This is a genomic window from Gilliamella sp. X-57, from assembly GCF_057063565.1.
The window spans coordinates 31,566-50,787 of record NZ_JBXSQI010000015.1 but is presented as its reverse complement, the minus strand read 5'-3'; the positions used below and the strand labels follow the sequence as shown (position 1 = coordinate 50,787).

At 36.4% G+C, this 19,222-nt stretch carries 23 protein-coding genes; 16 read left to right on the top strand and 7 right to left on the bottom strand.

The annotated features are described in order from the left end of the window. Positions 1-188: 188 nt before the first annotated feature. The gene (locus tag ACYIAL_RS08300) at positions 189-1,652 is read right to left on the bottom strand and encodes an aminoacyl-histidine dipeptidase (protein WP_483751419.1); all 1,464 of its coding nucleotides are present in this window, start codon (positions 1,650-1,652) and stop codon (positions 189-191) included. A 146-nt stretch (positions 1,653-1,798) separates the two neighbouring features. Here ACYIAL_RS08300 and gpt point away from each other — a divergent pair, with 146 nt between their 5' ends. The 4 genes from gpt (at position 1,799) to proA (ending at position 6,180) form a co-directional block, all read left to right on the top strand. Next, positions 1,799-2,335, top strand: a complete 537-nt coding sequence (gpt, locus tag ACYIAL_RS08295) for a xanthine phosphoribosyltransferase (RefSeq protein ID WP_174796938.1) — start codon at positions 1,799-1,801, stop codon at positions 2,333-2,335. A gap of 23 nt (positions 2,336-2,358) precedes the next feature. Beyond that, entirely contained in the window at positions 2,359-3,615 is a 1,257-nt protein-coding gene (locus ACYIAL_RS08290; RefSeq protein WP_483751418.1) for an alpha/beta hydrolase, read from the top strand. 28 nt (positions 3,616-3,643) lie between these two features. Continuing rightward, on the top strand, positions 3,644-4,753 hold the full coding sequence (proB, locus tag ACYIAL_RS08285; protein ID WP_174796936.1) for a glutamate 5-kinase: 1,110 nt from the start codon (positions 3,644-3,646) through the stop codon (positions 4,751-4,753). Positions 4,754-4,926: 173 nt separating this feature from the next. Then, positions 4,927-6,180: a glutamate-5-semialdehyde dehydrogenase gene (gene proA / locus ACYIAL_RS08280; protein ID WP_483747809.1), complete on the top strand. Its 1,254-nt coding sequence runs from the start codon at positions 4,927-4,929 to the stop codon at positions 6,178-6,180. Positions 6,181-6,238: 58 nt separating this feature from the next. Here the strand turns inward: proA and trhP are convergent, their stop codons facing one another. From trhP to ACYIAL_RS08260, 4 genes are all read right to left on the bottom strand, one after another. Then, positions 6,239-7,582 (bottom strand): prephenate-dependent tRNA uridine(34) hydroxylase TrhP, encoded by a 1,344-nt coding sequence (trhP, locus tag ACYIAL_RS08275; RefSeq protein WP_174796934.1) that lies wholly within the window; start codon positions 7,580-7,582, stop codon positions 6,239-6,241. A 1,002-nt stretch (positions 7,583-8,584) separates the two neighbouring features. Then, a complete protein-coding gene (locus tag ACYIAL_RS08270; RefSeq protein ID WP_483751417.1) occupies positions 8,585-9,592 on the bottom strand; it encodes a phage integrase in 1,008 nt (335 codons plus the stop codon). Then, positions 9,589-10,665, bottom strand: coding sequence for an SHOCT domain-containing protein (locus tag ACYIAL_RS08265; RefSeq protein ID WP_483751416.1), 1,077 nt, complete (start codon positions 10,663-10,665; stop codon positions 9,589-9,591). Before ACYIAL_RS08265 ends, ACYIAL_RS08270 begins: the two co-directional genes overlap by 4 nt. A 15-nt stretch (positions 10,666-10,680) precedes the next feature. After that, positions 10,681-11,046 carry a helix-turn-helix transcriptional regulator gene (locus tag ACYIAL_RS08260; RefSeq protein WP_483751415.1) on the bottom strand — a complete coding sequence of 122 codons (366 nt, stop codon included), beginning with the start codon at positions 11,044-11,046 and terminating at the stop codon, positions 10,681-10,683. A 142-nt stretch (positions 11,047-11,188) separates the two neighbouring features. Here ACYIAL_RS08260 and ACYIAL_RS08255 point away from each other — a divergent pair, with 142 nt between their 5' ends. The 12 genes from ACYIAL_RS08255 (at position 11,189) to ACYIAL_RS08200 (ending at position 17,875) form a co-directional block, all read left to right on the top strand. After that, a complete protein-coding gene (locus tag ACYIAL_RS08255) occupies positions 11,189-11,434 on the top strand; it encodes a regulator (protein WP_483751414.1) in 246 nt (81 codons plus the stop codon). A 3-nt stretch (positions 11,435-11,437) separates the two neighbouring features. Continuing rightward, on the top strand, positions 11,438-11,614 hold the full coding sequence (locus tag ACYIAL_RS08250) for a hypothetical protein (protein WP_483751413.1): 177 nt from the start codon (positions 11,438-11,440) through the stop codon (positions 11,612-11,614). Further along, positions 11,583-11,927 (top strand): hypothetical protein, encoded by a 345-nt coding sequence (locus ACYIAL_RS08245; protein ID WP_483751412.1) that lies wholly within the window; start codon positions 11,583-11,585, stop codon positions 11,925-11,927. Before ACYIAL_RS08250 ends, ACYIAL_RS08245 begins: the two co-directional genes overlap by 32 nt. A gap of 2 nt (positions 11,928-11,929) precedes the next feature. After that, positions 11,930-12,142, top strand: coding sequence for a DUF2732 family protein (locus ACYIAL_RS08240; protein WP_483751411.1), 213 nt, complete (start codon positions 11,930-11,932; stop codon positions 12,140-12,142). After that, positions 12,142-12,366 (top strand): TraR/DksA C4-type zinc finger protein, encoded by a 225-nt coding sequence (locus ACYIAL_RS08235; protein WP_065585295.1) that lies wholly within the window; start codon positions 12,142-12,144, stop codon positions 12,364-12,366. The genes ACYIAL_RS08240 and ACYIAL_RS08235 overlap by 1 nt, the downstream gene beginning before the upstream one ends. After that, positions 12,350-12,775 (top strand): hypothetical protein, encoded by a 426-nt coding sequence (locus ACYIAL_RS08230; protein WP_483564189.1) that lies wholly within the window; start codon positions 12,350-12,352, stop codon positions 12,773-12,775. The genes ACYIAL_RS08235 and ACYIAL_RS08230 overlap by 17 nt, the downstream gene beginning before the upstream one ends. Positions 12,776-12,825: 50 nt before the next feature. After that, entirely contained in the window at positions 12,826-13,641 is an 816-nt protein-coding gene (locus ACYIAL_RS08225) for a DNA adenine methylase (protein ID WP_483751410.1), read from the top strand. Between the two features lie 28 nt (positions 13,642-13,669). After that, complete coding sequence (locus ACYIAL_RS08220; RefSeq protein ID WP_483751409.1) at positions 13,670-13,855, top strand: hypothetical protein; 186 nt, start codon at positions 13,670-13,672, stop codon at positions 13,853-13,855. Between the two features lie 4 nt (positions 13,856-13,859). Beyond that, complete coding sequence (locus ACYIAL_RS08215; RefSeq protein WP_483751408.1) at positions 13,860-16,109, top strand: replication endonuclease; 2,250 nt, start codon at positions 13,860-13,862, stop codon at positions 16,107-16,109. A 1-nt stretch (position 16,110) separates the two neighbouring features. Continuing rightward, on the top strand, positions 16,111-16,953 hold the full coding sequence (locus ACYIAL_RS08210; RefSeq protein WP_483751407.1) for a protein kinase domain-containing protein: 843 nt from the start codon (positions 16,111-16,113) through the stop codon (positions 16,951-16,953). Between the two features lie 369 nt (positions 16,954-17,322). Beyond that, the gene (locus tag ACYIAL_RS08205; protein WP_065581732.1) at positions 17,323-17,520 is read left to right on the top strand and encodes a hypothetical protein; all 198 of its coding nucleotides are present in this window, start codon (positions 17,323-17,325) and stop codon (positions 17,518-17,520) included. Between the two features lie 184 nt (positions 17,521-17,704). Then, positions 17,705-17,875: a hypothetical protein gene (locus tag ACYIAL_RS08200; RefSeq protein ID WP_483751406.1), complete on the top strand. Its 171-nt coding sequence runs from the start codon at positions 17,705-17,707 to the stop codon at positions 17,873-17,875. On the opposite strand, the gene ACYIAL_RS08195 is transcribed toward ACYIAL_RS08200, so the two are convergent. Further along, on the bottom strand, positions 17,862-18,113 hold the full coding sequence (locus tag ACYIAL_RS08195) for an ogr/Delta-like zinc finger family protein (protein ID WP_483557976.1): 252 nt from the start codon (positions 18,111-18,113) through the stop codon (positions 17,862-17,864). The two genes, ACYIAL_RS08200 and ACYIAL_RS08195, sit on opposite strands and share 14 nt — an antisense overlap. A gap of 49 nt (positions 18,114-18,162) precedes the next feature. Next, the gene (locus ACYIAL_RS08190; protein ID WP_483747348.1) at positions 18,163-19,221 is read right to left on the bottom strand and encodes a phage portal protein; all 1,059 of its coding nucleotides are present in this window, start codon (positions 19,219-19,221) and stop codon (positions 18,163-18,165) included. Between the last annotated feature and the right edge of the window lies 1 nt (position 19,222).

Sequence of the window (19,222 nt, the reverse complement as noted above, 5' to 3'; positions counted from 1 at the left end):
TTATAAGGCTATTACAAGCGTCAAAATGAATTTTTATTCACTTTTTATGAATTTAATTTCATTTTGTTTTTTTGGGGATTTTGTCCTAATATTTTAAGTGAATCTAATTTATGATTTTATTTTCTTGAGTAAATACAAGCAAACAACTTCAAATACCTACCGATAAAAATCGGCAGGTATACGTTAGATTATTTTAAAAAACTTGCCGATTTTAATATCGCTATCAATAATTCCCAATAGCGGTAAACGCTTTGTATGTTTACTTTTTCGTCTGGTGAATGTGGCGAAACAATCGTTGGCCCAATTGAAATCATATCCATATTTGGATAACTTTGTTTAAATAAACCACATTCAAGCCCTGCATGAATCACCATTATTTTTGCTTGCTGAGAAAAAATTTCGAGATATTTATCTTTAGCTAGTTTAAGTAATTGTGAATCTAAATTAGGTTCCCATCCTGAATAACCACCACTTATTTCATAATTGGCATTCACAAGTTGACTAAGAGATATCAATGTCGATACAACGGCATCTTTAGCACTATCAACTTGAGAGCGAATTAAAAAATGGGCATTAAGTTGGTTATCTTCAATATTAACAATACCGAAATTGAGTGATGTTTCAACCACACCATGAAGCTGATCACTCATTCTAACCACACCATTAGGTGCTGTATTTAACCAATCAATGATCTTATTTTGATGTTCAGTGGTTAATACACGTTTTACTTTATTGGATTCAACCTCTGATAAAATTATTTCGATAGCAGGCTCTGCATGACCTAATTCGCTGTGTAAAATAGTTTGATATTGTCTAACAATAGCTTCTAATTTAGGTAAATCTTGTTTATTTAGTGTGATTTCAGCAAAGGCTTCTCTTGGAATAGCATTGCGCAATGATCCTCCTTTTATATCGGCTAATCTAAACGAGATATCTTGTGCATATTGCGCTAAAAAACGAGCCATTAATTTAATTGCGTTACCACGACCAAGGTGAATATCACAACCTGAATGCCCACCTTTTAACCCTTTAAGCGAAATGCTCATATAACAATCATGTTTTTCAGGTATTACTGCATAAGTAATAGCAAAAGTCGTGGTAAAGTCAACACCGCCAGCGCAACCAGTAAATATTTCGCCTTCGTCTTCAGAATCAGTATTAATTAAATAGTGGCTTTTTAACCAATTTGGTTGTAAACCAAAGGCACCATGCATGCCAGTTTCTTCTGATACTGTTATTAACACTTCAATCGGCCCATGTTCAACAGTAGGATCAATTAACACAGCTAACGCAGATGCAAGCCCAACGCCGTTATCTGCACCTAATGTTGTACCTTTGGCTTTTACCCATTCACCATCAACATAAGCTTGAATTGGGTCGGTTAAAAAATCGTGACTAGTGCCTTCATTTTTTTGAGGCACCATATCCATATGGGCTTGCAAAGCAATCGACGGGCACGTCTCCATCCCTTTAGTAGCAGGTTTGGTTAATAAAATATTACCTACTTTATCAAGCTTGCAATCAATGTGATTCCTATTGGCAAAATCAACAATATATTTGGTTATCATTTGCTCATGATGAGATGGGTGGGGAATTTTACAAATATCATTAAAAATCTGCCAAACAAATTTAGGTGTTAAGGTAGAAAGCATAATATAACCTCAATTATTAAGTAAGTAATAAATTAATGAGTGGTTTTTTTTAACTAATCACTCTATAATAAGGTGCAATTTTACAACTATTTTTAGTCCATTAATATTTATTTATTCGTACATTCGATTAAAATTGCAGGTTACACATGTCAACAGAACAAACTTTATTAACAGAAGAAGAAATCCAAGCAAAAAAACAACACAAAGCAGAACTTATTGCTGAAAAGAAAAAATTCAATGTCACTTGGGAAATGTTACAATCCTACGGGCGTCAACTCTCAGAACGTTTATTACCTGCTAACCAATGGAAAGGTATTATTGCCGTTAGTCGTGGTGGATTAGTTCCAGCAGCTATCTTAGCGCGTGAATTAAGTATTCGTTATGTCGATACGGTTTGTATTTCAAGTTACGATCATGATCATCAACGCGAAAAACTAATATTAAAACAGGCAAATGGCGATGGTGAAGGCTTTATTGTCGTTGACGATTTAGTCGATACAGGTAACACAGCTCATACTATCCGCGAAATGTATCCAAAAGCACACTTTGTTACTATTTTTGCAAAACCAGCAGGTAAACCACTTGTTGATGATTATGTTATTGATATCGATCAAGATACTTGGATCGAACAACCTTGGGATACTGGCGTCATGTTCGTTAAACCAATTTGTGATCATAAATAATCAATAAGGAAATTAAGGTTGTTATGGCAACTACCGAAAATCTAACGGCACAGATATTTAAACCACAATTTGATTATCCTGAAACATCAACACTCATAAATCGTATCGATAGTAGTGATGGTAGTAGTATTAGCGCGTTAGATGGGGAAATTGATTCGAGGTGGTATCGCATTATTAATCCCATTTTGTGGCATTGGCGTGGATTACCTAAATTAGAAGCTGAAGCGGTTTTATCCAAAATTGCCGCTTCAACTAGACATCATACAAATGATAACTGGCTAGATACGGTTGTTGGTTATCAATCTGGTAACTGGATTTATGAATTTTTAAACCAAGCAGCAATCTGGCAAGCGAAAGCAGAGTCGATAGATAGAACGAATCTGAGCAATGAAGATAAAAATAATTTACTCAATTATTACCTTATTGCCAGTGAATTTTCAAGTATCGCCAGTTATCCCCATTTTAAAAATGATGAACTGGCAATGTATGCCCAAACTTGTGCTTATCAAGCTTATACAAAAGCACTTGGTTTTTCACCGTTTTTGATTAAAGAGCTTGAATTTAAGGTTGATAATCGTAGCGCCAAAGCAATTTTACATCTACCAAAAACTGAAAAAGCGTGCCCTGTTGTGCTAATCTGTAATGCATTAGGTAATTTGCAAATCGATTACTATCGTTATTTTAGTGAGTTTTTAGCCCCACATGGATTTGCTATGTTAACCGTTGACTTACCGACTGTTGGATATAGCCGTAACTTTGCTTTAACACAAAATAGTAGCCTAATTCATCAAGCTATATTAGAGCAATTGTCCTCTGTGCCATGGGTTGATGATCATCGTGTTTTTGTTGCTGGCTTTCGTTTTGGTTCACATATTGCTACACGTTTGGCCTATTTAATGCCAAATAAAATAAAAGGATTGTTTAACTTCACTCCATTTGTTCACCAAATTTTTGTTGATAATGAGCTGCAAAAAAATCTACCTAATAGCTACAAAGATATGCTCGCAAGTCGCTTGGCATTACCTTCGATATCCAATCAGCAATTAGCGGCAGAATTGAAATACTTTTCACTAAAAAATCAAGGACTTTTAACTCATTCTTGCCATGTACCGGTGATGAATATCATCTTTGAGGATGATAAGCTAAGCAATCTTTGTGAAGCAAAATTGATTCATTCAATTAAGCAAAATAAAATAGTAACAGTGTCTAAAAAACAGTTACAAAAAAGTTTGCATCAAGCGTTAACTCAATCAGTACAATGGATGGAGTCTATTTTATAATTCATGATTTAAAAATAAGAGCAATGTTATGATCAATAAAAAACAACAAATTGTTGTTGTTAAATTAGGTACCAGTGTGTTAACTGATGGCACAAAACAACTCGATCGGGCACGAATAGTTGAGCTAATAAGACAATGTGCATGTTTACATAAAGATGGACATAAAGTTATTATTGTTACTTCTGGCGCAATTGCAGCAGGTCGCGAATACTTAAACTTCCCTACTCTACCTAATACTGTTGCATCAAAACAATTGCTCGCATCGGTTGGCCAAAGTAAATTAATACAGCTTTGGGAACAGCTGTTTTCTATCTATAAAATCTATATTGGCCAAATGTTACTTACCCGTGCCGACCTTGAAGATCGTGAACGATTTTTAAATGCCCAAGATGTGTTAAAAGCCATGTTGGATAATCATATCATTCCAGTTATTAACGAAAATGACGCGGTTGCAACTGCCGAAATAAAAGTTGGAGACAATGATAATCTATCAGCGCTAGCCGCAATTTTAGCCGAAGCTGATAAACTGATTTTATTAACCGACATTGAAGGCCTCTATACAGCCGATCCAAGATCAGATAAAAGTGCCAAGTTAATTCATGAAGTCGATCATATTGATGATAAATTACTAAGCATTGCTGGTGATAGTGTTTCGGGACTTGGTACTGGTGGTATGACAACAAAATTACAAGCAGCAAAAGTTGCTGGCAGTGCGGGTATTGAAGTTGTGATTGCAGCAGGAAACAGAGCTAATGTCATTATTGATATTATCAATAATCACCCTGTCGGCACACGATTTCTTCCTCAAAAAACGCCACTAGAACATCGAAAACATTGGTTATTTGGCGCACCCAAAGCAGGCAAAGTGTTATTAGATGATGGTGCTGTTAATGCGATTTTAAATAATGGCAGTTCGCTATTACCTAAAGGTATTCTAAAAGTTGAAAAGGACTTTTCGCGCGGTGAAGTTATTGATATATGTGATAGCTTAGGCAAACATATTGCTCGAGGTGTTAGTCGTTATAACAGTGATGCTTTAAGGCAAATTGCTGGGCATCATTCGCAAGAAATTAGTCAAATTATTGGCTATGAATATGGTCCTGTTGCCGTTCATCGTAATGATATGATAATAAAATAACATACAAAAACGAAATAAATAATAGGAAGCTATTAGGGTACGATTGCCAATTGGAAGAGCTTTTAGATTCATTACACAGGATTTTAAAGGATAAAGAAATATAAGTTAACTGACATTAAGCACAAAGAAGTAATATATTTTCTTTTCGCTTAATAAAATAAATGGTGATAACAATGTTACAACAAATGGGTAAAACAGCAAAACTTGCATCATACCAATTAGCACAATGCCCTACTTCAACCAAAAATCAAGTTTTAACCATAATTGCAGAGTTATTAGAACAGCATAGTGAAATTATCCTTGAAGCGAATAAACAAGATATCCAAGCGGCTAAAACGCAAGGGATAAGTGCTGCTATTTTAGACCGTTTATTATTAACACCTGAGCGCTTAGTCTCTATCGCTAGTGACGTAAGAAAAGTAGTTTCATTGACTGATCCAATTGGTCAGATTATTGATGGTTCAACCTTATATAGTGGTTTAAAGCTACAACGCCATAGAGTTCCTTTGGGGGTTATTGGTGTTATTTATGAAGCAAGACCAAATGTAACGATTGATATTGCAGCACTTTGCTTAAAAACGGGTAATGCAGCAATATTACGAGGTGGTAAAGAAACAATGCATACCAATGCCGCCACAATCTCGATTATTCAACAGGCTTTATCTCAAGTTGGATTACCCGAAGCGACTATACAGTATATTGATAATCCTGATCGTAAATACATCACTGAATTACTTAAACTCGACAAATATGTCGATATGATTATTCCTCGTGGTGGGTCAGCTTTACATACATTATGTCGCGAACATTCAACAATCCCTGTCATTACCGGTGGTATTGGCGTCTGCCATACTTTTGTCGACGAAACGGCTGATTTTGATAAAGCACTTTCTATTATTGTCAACGCCAAAACTCAGCGCCCAAGTACCTGTAATACACTTGAAACACTACTTGTACATACAAAAATTGCCGATACATTTTTACCCAAACTTAGCCAAATTATGGCTGATAATAATGTGGTATTACACGCTGCTCCAAATGCGTATAAAATATTAAAATCCGGTATAGCAAATACTTTTGCAGTAAAAGATGATGAGTTACGCCAAGAATGGTTATCAAAAGACTTGAATGTGGTGATTGTCGACTCCCTTGAACTAGCAGTGGAACATATTCGTGACTATGGTAGTGGACATTCCGAAGCAATTTTAACGCGTGATTTAACTAACGCCCAGCAATTCGTCAATTTGGTTGATTCTGCTGCGGTTTATGTCAATGCTTCAACACGCTTTACCGATGGTGGGCAATTTGGGTTAGGCGCAGAAGTAGCGGTTAGTACACAAAAATTACATGCCCGAGGCCCAATGGGTCTTGAAGCTTTAACCACATATAAGTGGATTGCTTATGGCGATGATTTAATTCGCCAATAACAAAGTAAGATTTAAAATAACTGTTCGGTTATCCCGAACAGTTTTTATTGTTCAATCGCTAATCAAAATTACGCATTAATAATGCATAATTAAGATCTATATCTTCAGGTATTGGAATATAAACAATATGACCATCCCCCAGTCCTGCTGGAACGGGTTGTCCTTTTTTGTTTTCCATACGTTCGATAATGAAGTTTTGATTACCTTTGGGAGTCATCATTTCGACACTATCCCCAACAGAAAATTTATTCTTTACGATAACTTCAGCTAAGCCATTGAGCCTCTCACCGCTAAACTCGCCAACAAATTGTTGCCTTTCTGAAACCGAATGGCTATGTTCGTAATTTTGCATTTCTTCATGCTTATGGCGACGTAAAAATCCTTCGGTATAGCCTCGATTAGCAAGTGCATTAAGTTCTTGTAATAAACGAGGATCAAAAGGTTTACCTTCACTTGCCGCATCAATTGCTTGGCGATACACTTGCGCCGTTCTTGCACAATAATAAAAAGATTTGGTTCTTCCTTCAATTTTGAGAGAATGTACGCCAATTTTAGTTAAATCGTCGACTAACTCCACAGCTCTTAAATCTTTTGAGTTCATAATATATGTGCCATGTTCATCTTCAAAAGCTTGCATATATTCGCCTGGACGCCCTGACTCTTCAAGCATGAATACTTTATTGGTTGTTTGACCAATACCTAATGTTGGCTCAACTTGTTGTACTGGTATCGGTTCACATTTATGAACAATTTGCCCTACTTCGTCTTCTTTACCTTCAGCAACTTTATATTCCCAACGGCATGCGTTAGTACATGTACCTTGATTTGAATCGCGCTTATTGATATAACCAGAAAGCAAACAGCGCCCAGAATATGCCATACATAGCGCACCGTGAATAAACACTTCTAATTCCATTTCGGGCACTTTTTCACGGATTTCAGTAATTTCATCCAGTGATAATTCACGCGATAATACCACTCGAGTTAACCCCATTTGATGCCAAAATTTTACCGTTGCCCAGTTAACTGCGTTAGATTGTACCGATAAATGAATTTCCATATCAGGAAAGTGTTCGCGTACTAACATAATTAAACCTGGATCTGACATGATAAAGGCATCGGGTTTCATGTTTACAATTGGTTCTAAATCGCGAATAAAAGTTTTTAACTTAGAGTTATGCGGTGCTATATTAACCACTACATAAAACTTTTTGCCTTGGGCATGAGCTTCGTTAATGCCGATCGCTAAATTTTCATGATTAAATTCATTATTACGAACCCGCAAACTATATCGGGGTTGCCCTGCATAAACTGCATCTGCACCATATGCAAATGCATAGCGCATATTTTTTAAAGAACCAGCAGGAGAAAGTAATTCTGGTTTTGCATATAAATTTGTCATTAAAAATGCCTCTGATTTCAGGTCAGTATTACTAATTAGTAATAGATTAAGCAAAATAGGATGGGCATTTTACGCTTTAGCCTATCAGTTGGCAAATTTATTATATAGTCAAGCTATATAACGCCAAAACTATACTCATTAAAAAGTGTTTTATTAATCAATATGATTAGATTAGATTCGAACAAATTTACAAATGTTTCTCACTCTTTTAATTTTCAATCATTCTTTTTAGGCAAAGCCACATGGCGCGATACCTATTACAATACTAAAATGAATTTGGATATAACTTAGCAAAATGGAAGTAAATTAAGGAAAAAATTCAAAAATTAAACTAATTACTTGGCACAGTGAATTAATAGAATTATTTTTTTGCAATATTTTTCGAGAAATAATCCTGTTTGTTCGTTATTTTTTGATGCAATAATTGAGAGTATTTATTAGTGGTGGCAATTTAATTCGAACAGTATCTATTTCAACTAATGCTACACAAAGTATTATGGAGACAGTAATTTGAGCATTAGCACTTACATATCAGCCTAATGCTTTATTAAGCAAAGCTACTTATTTTAATAAACTCTCCCCATTACTCAACAATGGTAAATATTCATTCCATCGATATTCTCTAATTGGCATGGGGTTAGCCTCTCTAAAATATAAAACTAACGCAGGCTTGATACCATTCCAATTATCTACAAACTCATACCTGATAAGATAACCATCCTTGATTAACTTCTTCGCTTTTGCATGATAATTAAAATAGCTCATAGTTAATATTGAAAAGTTAGATTACAAAATTGAAAAAATGTGATTACAAAAAATGACAAAATATTGGTTAATTTAAATGGAGGCGCGTCCCGGAGTCGAACCGAGGTAGACGGATTTGCAATCCTTAACTTACATATTAAAAAACAACAAGTTATAAATAAATCAATATTTTACAATGTCAATAAAGGTCTTTAATGGTCGATAAGGGGCAACTCGACCGCCATTTTACCGCCATTTTTAGCGTTTAATCAGTGGATTTAATGCCGCCGCTTCCTCCAAGTGATCGGGTGCAAAGTGAGCGTAACGCATTGTGACTTTAATATCAGTATGCCCAAGTATTTTTTGTAGTACCAAGATGTTGCCCCCGTTCATCATAAAATGGCTGGCAAATGTGTGGCGCAGTACATGCGTTAATTGACCGTCGGGCAATTCAATGCCGCACTTCTCAATCATTTTACGAAAGTATTTATCACTAATAGTACATTTAAATAGCTTGCCCTTTGTTTTAGGTAATTCGTTTAATAGCTCTTGTGTGATCGGTACTGAACGGTTACGCCGTCCCTTTGTTTTGATAAATGTAATCCGACCGTCTTTTATTTGTGATGCAGTCAGATCGCATATTTCAGACCAACGCGCCCCAGTTGATAGCCCGATTTTTACTTTTAACAGCAATTCTTTATCGGTGCTTAATGCAGATTCGGCAAGTACGGCATCGATTTGATCGGACGTAAAGTATGCCATTTCTTGTTCTTGGGTTTTAAACTGCTTAATATTGTCTAAAGGATTGGACTTATTCCACTCACCAAGTCTTTTTAATTCATTGAATACAGAACGGAAATAAACTAGTTCCAAGTTTAAGGTTCGTTTTGAAACAACTTGCTTAGACTTTACTCGGTATATTTCACCATTTAACCGTTTTTGTCGGTAATTAGTAAAGTCCTTGGCAGTAAAGTTATCGGCAAGCGGATCGCCCAAGCTTTCACAAATAAAATCAAGTATTCGCTTTTCTCGTTCACCGTCTTCTAACGTTTTGCCGTGCGATAAATACCAAGTATTAACCAAATCAGACAACCGCCGCCGATCCTGCTTTTCAGCAATCCACGGCTTTGCGGCTGCTTGTTCTTCGATATAGCTTTCATAGGCAAGTGCTTCGCCTTTAGTTGCGAACGTCTTACGAATGCGTCTGCCACCCTCTAAATATTTTTCAAACAGCCACTTACCGTTAGATTGCTTACGTACACTCATCCCAGAATTTTAGCCTTTTGTGCTTGGAATTCTTCTTCTGTGATAATGCCCTTTTCTTTTAATGATGCTAAGCGTTCTAATTGTTCGAACGGGTCGTTATTATTAGCGGCAGGTTGTTGGGTATTTGCACTTTGTTCTTTGCTTTGTTTTAGTGCTTCAGTTGAATTATAAACAGTTCCAAGCCACTCGTTGAAAAAGTATGATTTACCATCATCAGTATATATTTTTGACTTAATATTATTCGCTTTAAATAAGCGTTCCTCTTTTCGAAGATGACAATAACCACTTATGTAATCCCCTCCCAATTTGTTTTTATAATACTTGCTTACCGATACCGTTCGTTTTGTTTTGCCATTTTCCTTTGATTCATAAGTAAACGTAATGACAACAGGGTCAAAAGTTGTAATTAATTCTGGTTGTTTAGCTTCTTCTCTAACCGCATTAACATACTCAAACATTTCGGATAAATCTAATTTAAATACTTTTCTACATAAATCTATAAAATTATATCTTGTAGATCCCACTACAAACTGAGTTGTTATATCTTTTTCTTTTATTGTGAGTATCTCACCAGTATCTTCGTCAGTTAAATCAATATAGAATTCACCGTCATCATGAATGGTTAGTCGAGTAATTACGCCATTGCGTCTTTTGGTTTCGTCATATAATTTAATAGATGCTTTCTTGGTGATACCTTGCCAAATCAGTGCAATGCCATTTTTCATATTATAAGGCAAATCACTTGATAAGTGATCGTCATCTTCGTTATTGCTTATGTCTCCCTTGGAGTTCGATGTTGAGGGTTGAGAAATTTTTAAATCGTTATTTTTTGTGGCTACTTTGGTTATTGTTGATTGAGTGTTTGATTTTTTATCATTTCTTTTTATACCCAATCGCACCATTTTTATGATAAATAGAACAAAAGATGTAAGCATGGTCAAAAAAGAAGAAACAATCAACAGGGCAACCAATGCATAAGGTTGACCATCACTCTTGTGTGGCATCATTCCGCAAAAAATAAGAATTAAAAAACTGGCGATAAGCACACGCCCAGAAGTAAATTTTTTTTTCATGCTTTCCATTCCTCTTTAGTTCTTAAAAATACTACCTTTCAATAACTGATACTCATCATCAGTAATAGCACCGTTATTTTTAAGTGCTGAAATTCGTTCTAATTTTTCTAATGCTTCGCTTGATAGTTCAATTGATTTTCTTTCCGTTTTGATACCGTCGATATTTGGTTCACCCTCGCCCGTGCAAAGCCACTTCAAATCTGCACCAGTATCTATTGAGCATTTAACTATTAAATCATACGGAATCGAATTTCTTGCAACTCTATTACCTATAACACTGACAGTAGTCCCAAGTAGTTCGCTTAGTGACTTAACTGTTTTTGCTCCATAGGCGAAAACCATTCTATTTATTATTTTTTTGCATTCATTTTCAGTATCCATAAATCACCCGTAAAACTTAAAAAAATCCGATTCGGAGTATTGACATATCTCCAATTCGGATAGTAATATATAAAACAATCCGAAACGGATACTTATAAAGGTCAATAAAGGTCAATAATTCCAAAAAAGGACATAATGCACTATGAGCGAGCCAATTTCAATAACTTTAAAATTTGGGCCTTGGGTAACTATCGAACGCTATGCAGATCTTTCGGGTTTACCCGTCGAAACAGTTAAAAAATATGTCAAAAAAGGGGAACTTCCGGTCAAGAAGAAGCCTATTTCAGAAAAATCAAGTCGCACCCGAACGCTGATCAATATGTTTGATATCTCAGCGGGTGCAGCATCTGAAAGTAAAACCAGAATCAATTTAATTTTTGAGGGTTAAGCAATGGCTAACTCACTCTATTTAAAACAGACCACGCAGCAACCAACCCCGGTCGATATTCAAATCAACATGCACAACCCAAAAGGCTGGGTTGAAAAGTCGAACGGGCAAGTAATTAAGTTGCATCAGCCGTTAATAGGTGATGAAGATGAATGTAGCACAAAGCACTCAAACCATTGAGCCGCGCAGTTTTTTGCGTGAATTTCACCAAATATTAAGTGGTAAGCGCAGCTTGGCCCGTTCAGCTTTTAATAATTTAAAACCGGGTCAAAAGCGTTTGTTATTAAGTGCAGCGGGCATCGAACAGCGTACAACAACCATTTACAACGCAGATAGTCAGTTTACTCACGCGTGGCAAATGCAATATGACGATCTGACAGATAACGAGATCGACGATTTAAAAAAAGGCTTGCGCAGGTTGCAATCGATTATCGATGCATTCGCACTATGTGAAGAAGAAGATTTTAAAAAAGAAACTAAATACAGGTGGTAAAAATGGACATGACAACATTATCAGACGATGCATTATTGCAAGCCCTAAAGCAAGCTAAAGACGAAACTAAAAGCGGGTTATGTGATGTATTCACTGCAAAACTGGAACGACTAGCTACACATATCCGCACTAACTACTTAACACCGACCGAATCTGCCGAGCTACTAGAACAAGAAGCCGAAGCCATTCGATCACAACAACGGGAAAATATTTAATGGCAGATTTAGCAGATATCGCACAAGCACACATTGAAACAGTTGCTGCCGCGGCTGTGAAAAATGCAAGTGCAAAGGTTTACACCGGCAAATCATCACTTTATTGCTGTGAATGTGGCGAGCCGATACCGGAGGCAAGACGTGACGCCGTGCCGGGTTGTAGTTTGTGTGTTTATTGTCAGCAAAAAGAAGAGCACGAGGTAAAGCATGGGGTTAGTAAATAAATTGCGATCCGCCATGGGTTATACCCCACAGCACGTCCGCATACTTGCGGAACTGCAAGAACTGGCGGATCACTTTGAAAAATCTTGGTGTTTTCAGCGTGAAACACCGCTACTTAAAACAAAAAATAAAGGAGAAAAGCAGATGCTTTGTGAATTTGAAAATAAATCTTGCAAAACAATTAAAGTTATAAATATAGATGATCATCAGTTTGAGTTAATTGCGGGGTATGGCGTGCGAGTAATGAGCATCTCTAAAGAGCGAGCAAAAGAATTAAAGTGTGCAACAATCTTTGCTATTGCGAGCGGTAGCGATGCGATTGTTTGTGAAGCAATCGGTTTATATGATTCCGCGGTTAATAACTACACAGATATTCTTGAGTTTGAAATCAAAGAAGTCGAAGCAGAATAAATCAATAATCAATCGGGGCGATTAGCCCCAAATCTTTAAGGTTCAAAAAAATGTGTGTAGAAAAGTCCTTTTTAAAATGGCCGGGAGGTAAAGGCCGAATTATAGATAAGTTATTGCCTCACTTCCCAAAAGATTGTCAATTCATTGAACCTTTTGTCGGCGCAGGCAATGTTTTTATTAATGTATCAGCTAAAAGCTATATTTTGGCTGATAGTAGTCACGATTTAATCAATATATATTCGTGGCTAAAATATGATTTAGCAAAGCTATATAACACGACTAAAGAGTTATTTGATACAGAAAATGATTTTTACGATATTCGAAATCAATTTAATCACCCAAAATTTAGGGGGACGGTAAAGTTAGCGGCTCAGTTTATCTATTTAAATCGACATGGATTTAACGGGATGTGCCGTTATAACAAAAAAGGGGAATTTAATGTCCCGAAAGGAAAACATAAAAATATTTATTTTCCGGGTGCGGAAATGATTAATTTTAGTAATAAATTACTTTATTCCGATGTCTCTTTACTCTGCTGTGATTTCACGCAAACGATTGGGCTGGCGGGTGCCGGATCGGTTATCTATTGCGATCCGCCATATCTAACTAAACATAAAGATAGCTTTGTTGGTTATACGCCGTCAGGTTTTTGTTACTCAGACACCGAGCTATTGGCTAACTGTTTGTATGATGCCGTTTCACGAGGCGCAACCGCAATTATTTCAAACTGCGACAATAGTGCCACGCGTGACATATTCCACCGTTTTAAACTTCACTCAATCGACGCCCCGCGGTCAGTTGCGGCAAATGGCAATCGAAAGTCTGCAAAAGAAATTATTGGCGTGTTAACGCCGGATATGATTTAACAACCACCATCAAATTGGAGATATAACAATGTTGAACTATATACGTAAATATTTATTACGCTCAGCTAATTCATTCCAGGATCGTTTAGCGGTTGGTATGCAACCGCAGAAATTGAAAAAAGGCAAAGGCAAAAATAAAACCGCACACACGCCCACAGGTATAGCAAAAGCTCGCCGGGTAGCACGGAAAAATCGTAATAAAAAACGTAGCTAGCAACATGACCACAATCACGCAAAACCTACCAACATTAAATCACAGGGCTAAATCTGCCCTGTTTTTAGCTATGCGTGATTTTTACGACACGATCGGCAAGTTTTTACCAACAAAGCACATTCAGCCAAAATCGCAATACGCAACCAGTCGCAGACCACCCAAAGAATTGACTATTATTGAGCGCCCGTTATGGGAGCACATACCGCATGAGTATGATTATTTTCACCCGTATTTTAGTGATTCCCCTTTGTTTATTGGCAGGTACTTCGCTAGAAAATACTTAACAATATATCAAGAAAAAGGCTCAAAAGTTGCTAATACCTATTTACGCACCTGCGGGCTAATTCGTTGCACCGAAGTGCAGCAGCAATACGCAATCGAAAATGCAGGAAAAAGCCTGATTGTACAGGAATTCTATAAACAGCTATCGATATTACCAACTTTAGACAAAATCGACGTTGAAGAGCTTGCCGGAAAGATTGCCGGCTATATGCACAATCTAATTATCAAGTTTTTAGAAACCGACGAATTTAAGTTAAGTTGTGCGGGTGAAAATAGCCACGAATTAGCTATCTATAAATTTGCATTAGAGCAACTCAAACCGTTAAAAATTACAGCACCTTACTACGCCGATTATAAGAAAGGTGAAATCAACGAACAGCAAATTGTTATCGCTTTGGCAAAATTATCAGATAACAAATGGTGGCAAAGCAGATTAAAGCGGAAATGGGGTTTTCAACGTGAGCATTTAGCCATTGCTGCTGGGCAAGTGCAAAAGCACGCTAGTCCATACGCAAGCCGTACTTGCGTGGGTGAATGGAAAGAGCAAAAAAGGAAAAATCGGGAATGGCTCAAAAATCAATGTATAGAAAATACTGAAACAGGCGAGCAATTTGAACTTGTTTTACAGGTCGATAAATCCAATGCCAACCCTGCTATTCGCCGTTGCGAATTAATGGTCCGTATGCGTGGGTTTGAAGATATTGCGGATGAATTCGGCTATGAAGGAGCATTTATAACATTGACTGCGCCGTCAAAATATCACTCCGTACATGCCAAAGGTGGGTTTGTCAAAAACTGGAACGGCTGCACACCACGGGACACACAGCGTTATTTATGTAGCGCATGGGCAAAAATCCGGGCAAAACTGAACAGAGAGCGTATAAAAGTTTTTGGGTTTAGAGTTGCCGAACCGCATCATGACGGCACGCCGCATTGGCATATTTTGGTTTTTATGCTACCAGAACACAAACAGCAAGTTTATGAAATTATGCAAACTTATGCATTAGAAGAAGACGGCAGCGAACAAGGTGCGCAGTACGCTCGCTTTAAGTTTGAAAATATCGAAAAAGAGAAAGGCTCGGCAACGGGCTACATTGCCAAATATATCTCTAAAAATATTGACGGTTATCAACTTGACGACGAGGTCGATGACGAAACCGGGCAAAACTTAAAAGAAATGGCCAAAAATGTGACCGCTTGGGCTAGCCGTTGGGGTATTCGTCAATTCCAGCAAATCGGCGGCGCGCCGGTGACTGTGTGGCGTGAACTCCGCAGGCTCGGCAGTCAAAAAGTCGAAAGCCCTACAATCGACCCAGTGCTTGCCGCAGCCGATGCAGGCGATTGGGCTGCTTACACTCAGTTACAAGGCGGGGCTATGGTGCAACGTAAAGACTTACGGGTAAGGATTTCGTACGAAGAGGCGCAAAATCAATTTGAGGAGGACGTCAAAAAGATTAAAGGGGTATTTTCCCCGATTATTGGCATGGCTTCTTTTATATGCACTCGTTTAATAAAGTGGGCTATTGTCTCTAAAAATAAGCGCGACAGCGCTCCTTGGAGTTCTGTCAATAACTGTACGCAGGTTAAAAAATCACCAGAGTACGATCGGCGTCAAAAAATCAAAAAAGAACTCCAAAAAAGGAATATTTTATTTAAACCACCTCATATTGATGCCATTTTGGCTGGAAAAATAGTTAGTTTTAGAGAGGACTTACTAATAAAAATAATAGATGACGAGCTCATTTATGTAGATCTACCTGCTTACACATCCGAACATTGTGGAGTTCAAATAAAACGTTCAAGAATAAAAAATATGCTTTGTAAAAATAGTCGTAATTTGATTTTAGATATAGATGAACAAAAACTATTGAACAAAGTTTTAACCCATTCCAAAGTATTAGCTGTTGAGCTTTTATTAAAAGCCACACCTAAAACGATGTTCTTTCCAAACGATATTGAAAGGAGTTTTTAATATGAAAGAATTTGTTATTTTTCCTAATCTTGAAAAATATTTCATATCTTATTTAAAAAATATTTTCTCTGCCAATCAGATTTTTATTGCAAGAAATAGGGATGATGGAACATCTAAAACCATTCTTCTCTATAACTTAGAAAAATTTAATGTGGATAACATAATGGAATATTTTTATGATAATAAAATTGACATCGTCACAAAGCATAAAAATATTATAAAAATTGATGAGATTGGTACAACATATTATGGATTTTCTAAGTATCTTTATTTAGTTATGGACTATGATTTTGTTGAATTAAAAAGCTTAGAAAATGCTTTTTCACAAAAAAATATATCCGTAAGAAAATCAATAAAAATTCTTTGTAAGGCATTACAAGGGTTAAATCATACCCATAATTACAATATTATTCATAAAAATATCACAACAGATAATATTTTATTTTCCCATGAGCGGGTAAAATTATCAGATTATCATTTATTATTTACACCATTTATTTACGATAAAAATAAACAAAAGGCGCTTCTATCTTATAAGCCGCCTGAATTTCTTTGCTCACCAACGCCTTGTAATTATTTAAGCGATATTTATTCAATAGGAATTGTTTTATTTCGCTGTGTCAATCAATTTGAAAATTGGTTAGATATTATCAATCCTATCGATAATTTACTTGATTTAGTCAGAACGGGACAATTGATTAATTACATTGGCTATCAAAATCATGTCTCACCTGAAATCAAAAGGATTATAGCTAAAGCCTGCGGATATTCTGGTGATAATTATTATTCAAGCACATTAGAGCTAAAACTGGATTTAGAAAATGCTTTTAATATTAAAGATTAATAGTTTTACGTTACATTTATAAAACCAAAGCTACATTTTGTAAAAAACTTTCAGGATTGTATACCGTTTGGATAAATCAGGATAAATACACATGTTGACAATAAAACTAAAATCGATATATAGTAAAAACGCACTAGCAAAATCTAGCGCCAAGTTTAGCAGCTTGCAACTTTATGGGGAGCATAACCGCTCAAAGCGGTATTTTTATGCTTAAAGCCTAGCTACGCCTTTTCAATGGTGGGCTAAGTGAGGGAGCCGAAAGGCTCGCCGTCTTCCCTGTAAAGCGGTCTGCTAACCTTGCTTAGTTCACCTCCAAATTTTAGCGGGTTTGGTTGTGATTCAATATACTTAATTTACAGGGTATTAATCATGAAAAACTTTAACCAACTTACAACAGTTGACACATCAGAAAACGTTATCATCCATCTAAATAATTTTGCAAAAATCGAACAAGCCGAAACAATCGCCCGTAATTGCATCAATGCACATTCAACCCCCACCGATTTTATGGTTATAATTTGCTGTATTGCGGATTTGTTGCATTCAGTAATAGAACAATATGAATAAACTGAGTGAATTTTTTTTTGGTGGTAAACTCAATTTTGCTCAGTTTACCGCCAAATGCTTTATATGGTTTTATGTAATAAAAATCAGATAGTTAGACATTGATCACATTTTTTTAATTTTTTCTTGCCAAGTGATAGCTGTATAAATATACTGTATTTATGTACAGTTATTAAAGGATGAAAAAATGGATCAAATAACAATAAATAGCATTAAGCTAGAACAGGCCGAATTTTTAAACAAATTAATGATTGATGTTGAATTATCAAAAAATGATATGAAAATCGGCTTATGTTTGTTGCATGAAATATTATTAAAAATGAAAGATATTGACAAAACCAAAACTAAGCAGGATTAATCACATCAAAAGCCAGTTGATTACCTCGGCTGGCTAAATACGCATTTAATCTATCTAGCCCTTTCGCGCTTGGACTTAACACTCTATCAAATTCCGATTTAATTCTAAACGTCAAGCCACATTCCGGATCTGAACATGAACAATATTGATAATTTAGCAATTTGTGGGTTCTTGCGGTTTTTGTAATTACGGCTTTTTGGCCGCATTCGGGGCAAAGTAATAAAGGGGTTCGGCTCATGTTATTACCTCATATCTACACACAAGCCTATTATATCATAATTTTCTATTTACTCACTTGTTAATGGTGCTATTTTTTCGAATTTTAACAACAATTTATCTTTAAATGGTGAACGTTGGATATCTTCATCATGGTTTATAGTTTCAGTAATTAGATCTTGCAGTACTTTCGTCTCTGTCGCCATGTAATTTTTACGTAATTTATCAATATCACCATTATTACTACCGTTCTGAGCAACAACACCAGCCAGCCCCGCCGGGTATCTGTGCGCATTTAATAAATCTTGTGATGAAATCGTCTTAATGTTAGCAAATTCATCTTTTGCGCTCATGTCGCCAACCGGGATCAGTTTTACACCGTCTGGGCTGCCGTTCGGTATATTGATAAACATACTGCGGAAGTTGCCAACACCTTTACTTTTTGCAATTTTTTCTTTTATTTCTTCTTCCAGTTCGTCGCTTAAATTTGGATCAGTTGCGTAAAAAATGTAACCCATGTGCGCGCCGTTATTATAATATCTTCGTCTGAACATTGTGGATTCGCTATTGAGCATTGCACTATTTACGCCACCCATATAATCCGGTAGTCCATAAATGCGCTGGGTAGTGTCTGGTTGGCGAATATAAATTACATCGCCTGGATCATATGTAATTGAGCCGTTTTTTTGTGGTAATACATATCCGCCGATTTGTGTTTCAGTAGCATCTTTTTTTACTCTAAAGTAAAGCGACATGAGCGGGTATAATTCGGTAACTTGGCCAAAAATATTGCGGCGTTTTAATAATGGTAAATCACCAAACACAATCAGATTTAAAAAGCACTCTAACGCATGTTGGTAGCTGAGTCCGCCACCAATAAAGGTACTTAATAACATGTTTCGACGAGCATAAACAATGCCGCCGTGTTGCGAGTTGATGCTGGGTAATTGTGATAATGCTAATCTATCTACGGGTGTTGTGTAGCATTCGCTTTCGTATTCATTGCGCACACTTTGATAATAAGTTAAGTCGGTAAGTACCGTCTCGGGTTGCTCAAATGTGATCACACTCATTTTTTTTGTATTAGTTTGGCTCGGTGTTCGTTTGAATTTTTGTAAAAAATTTTTCATT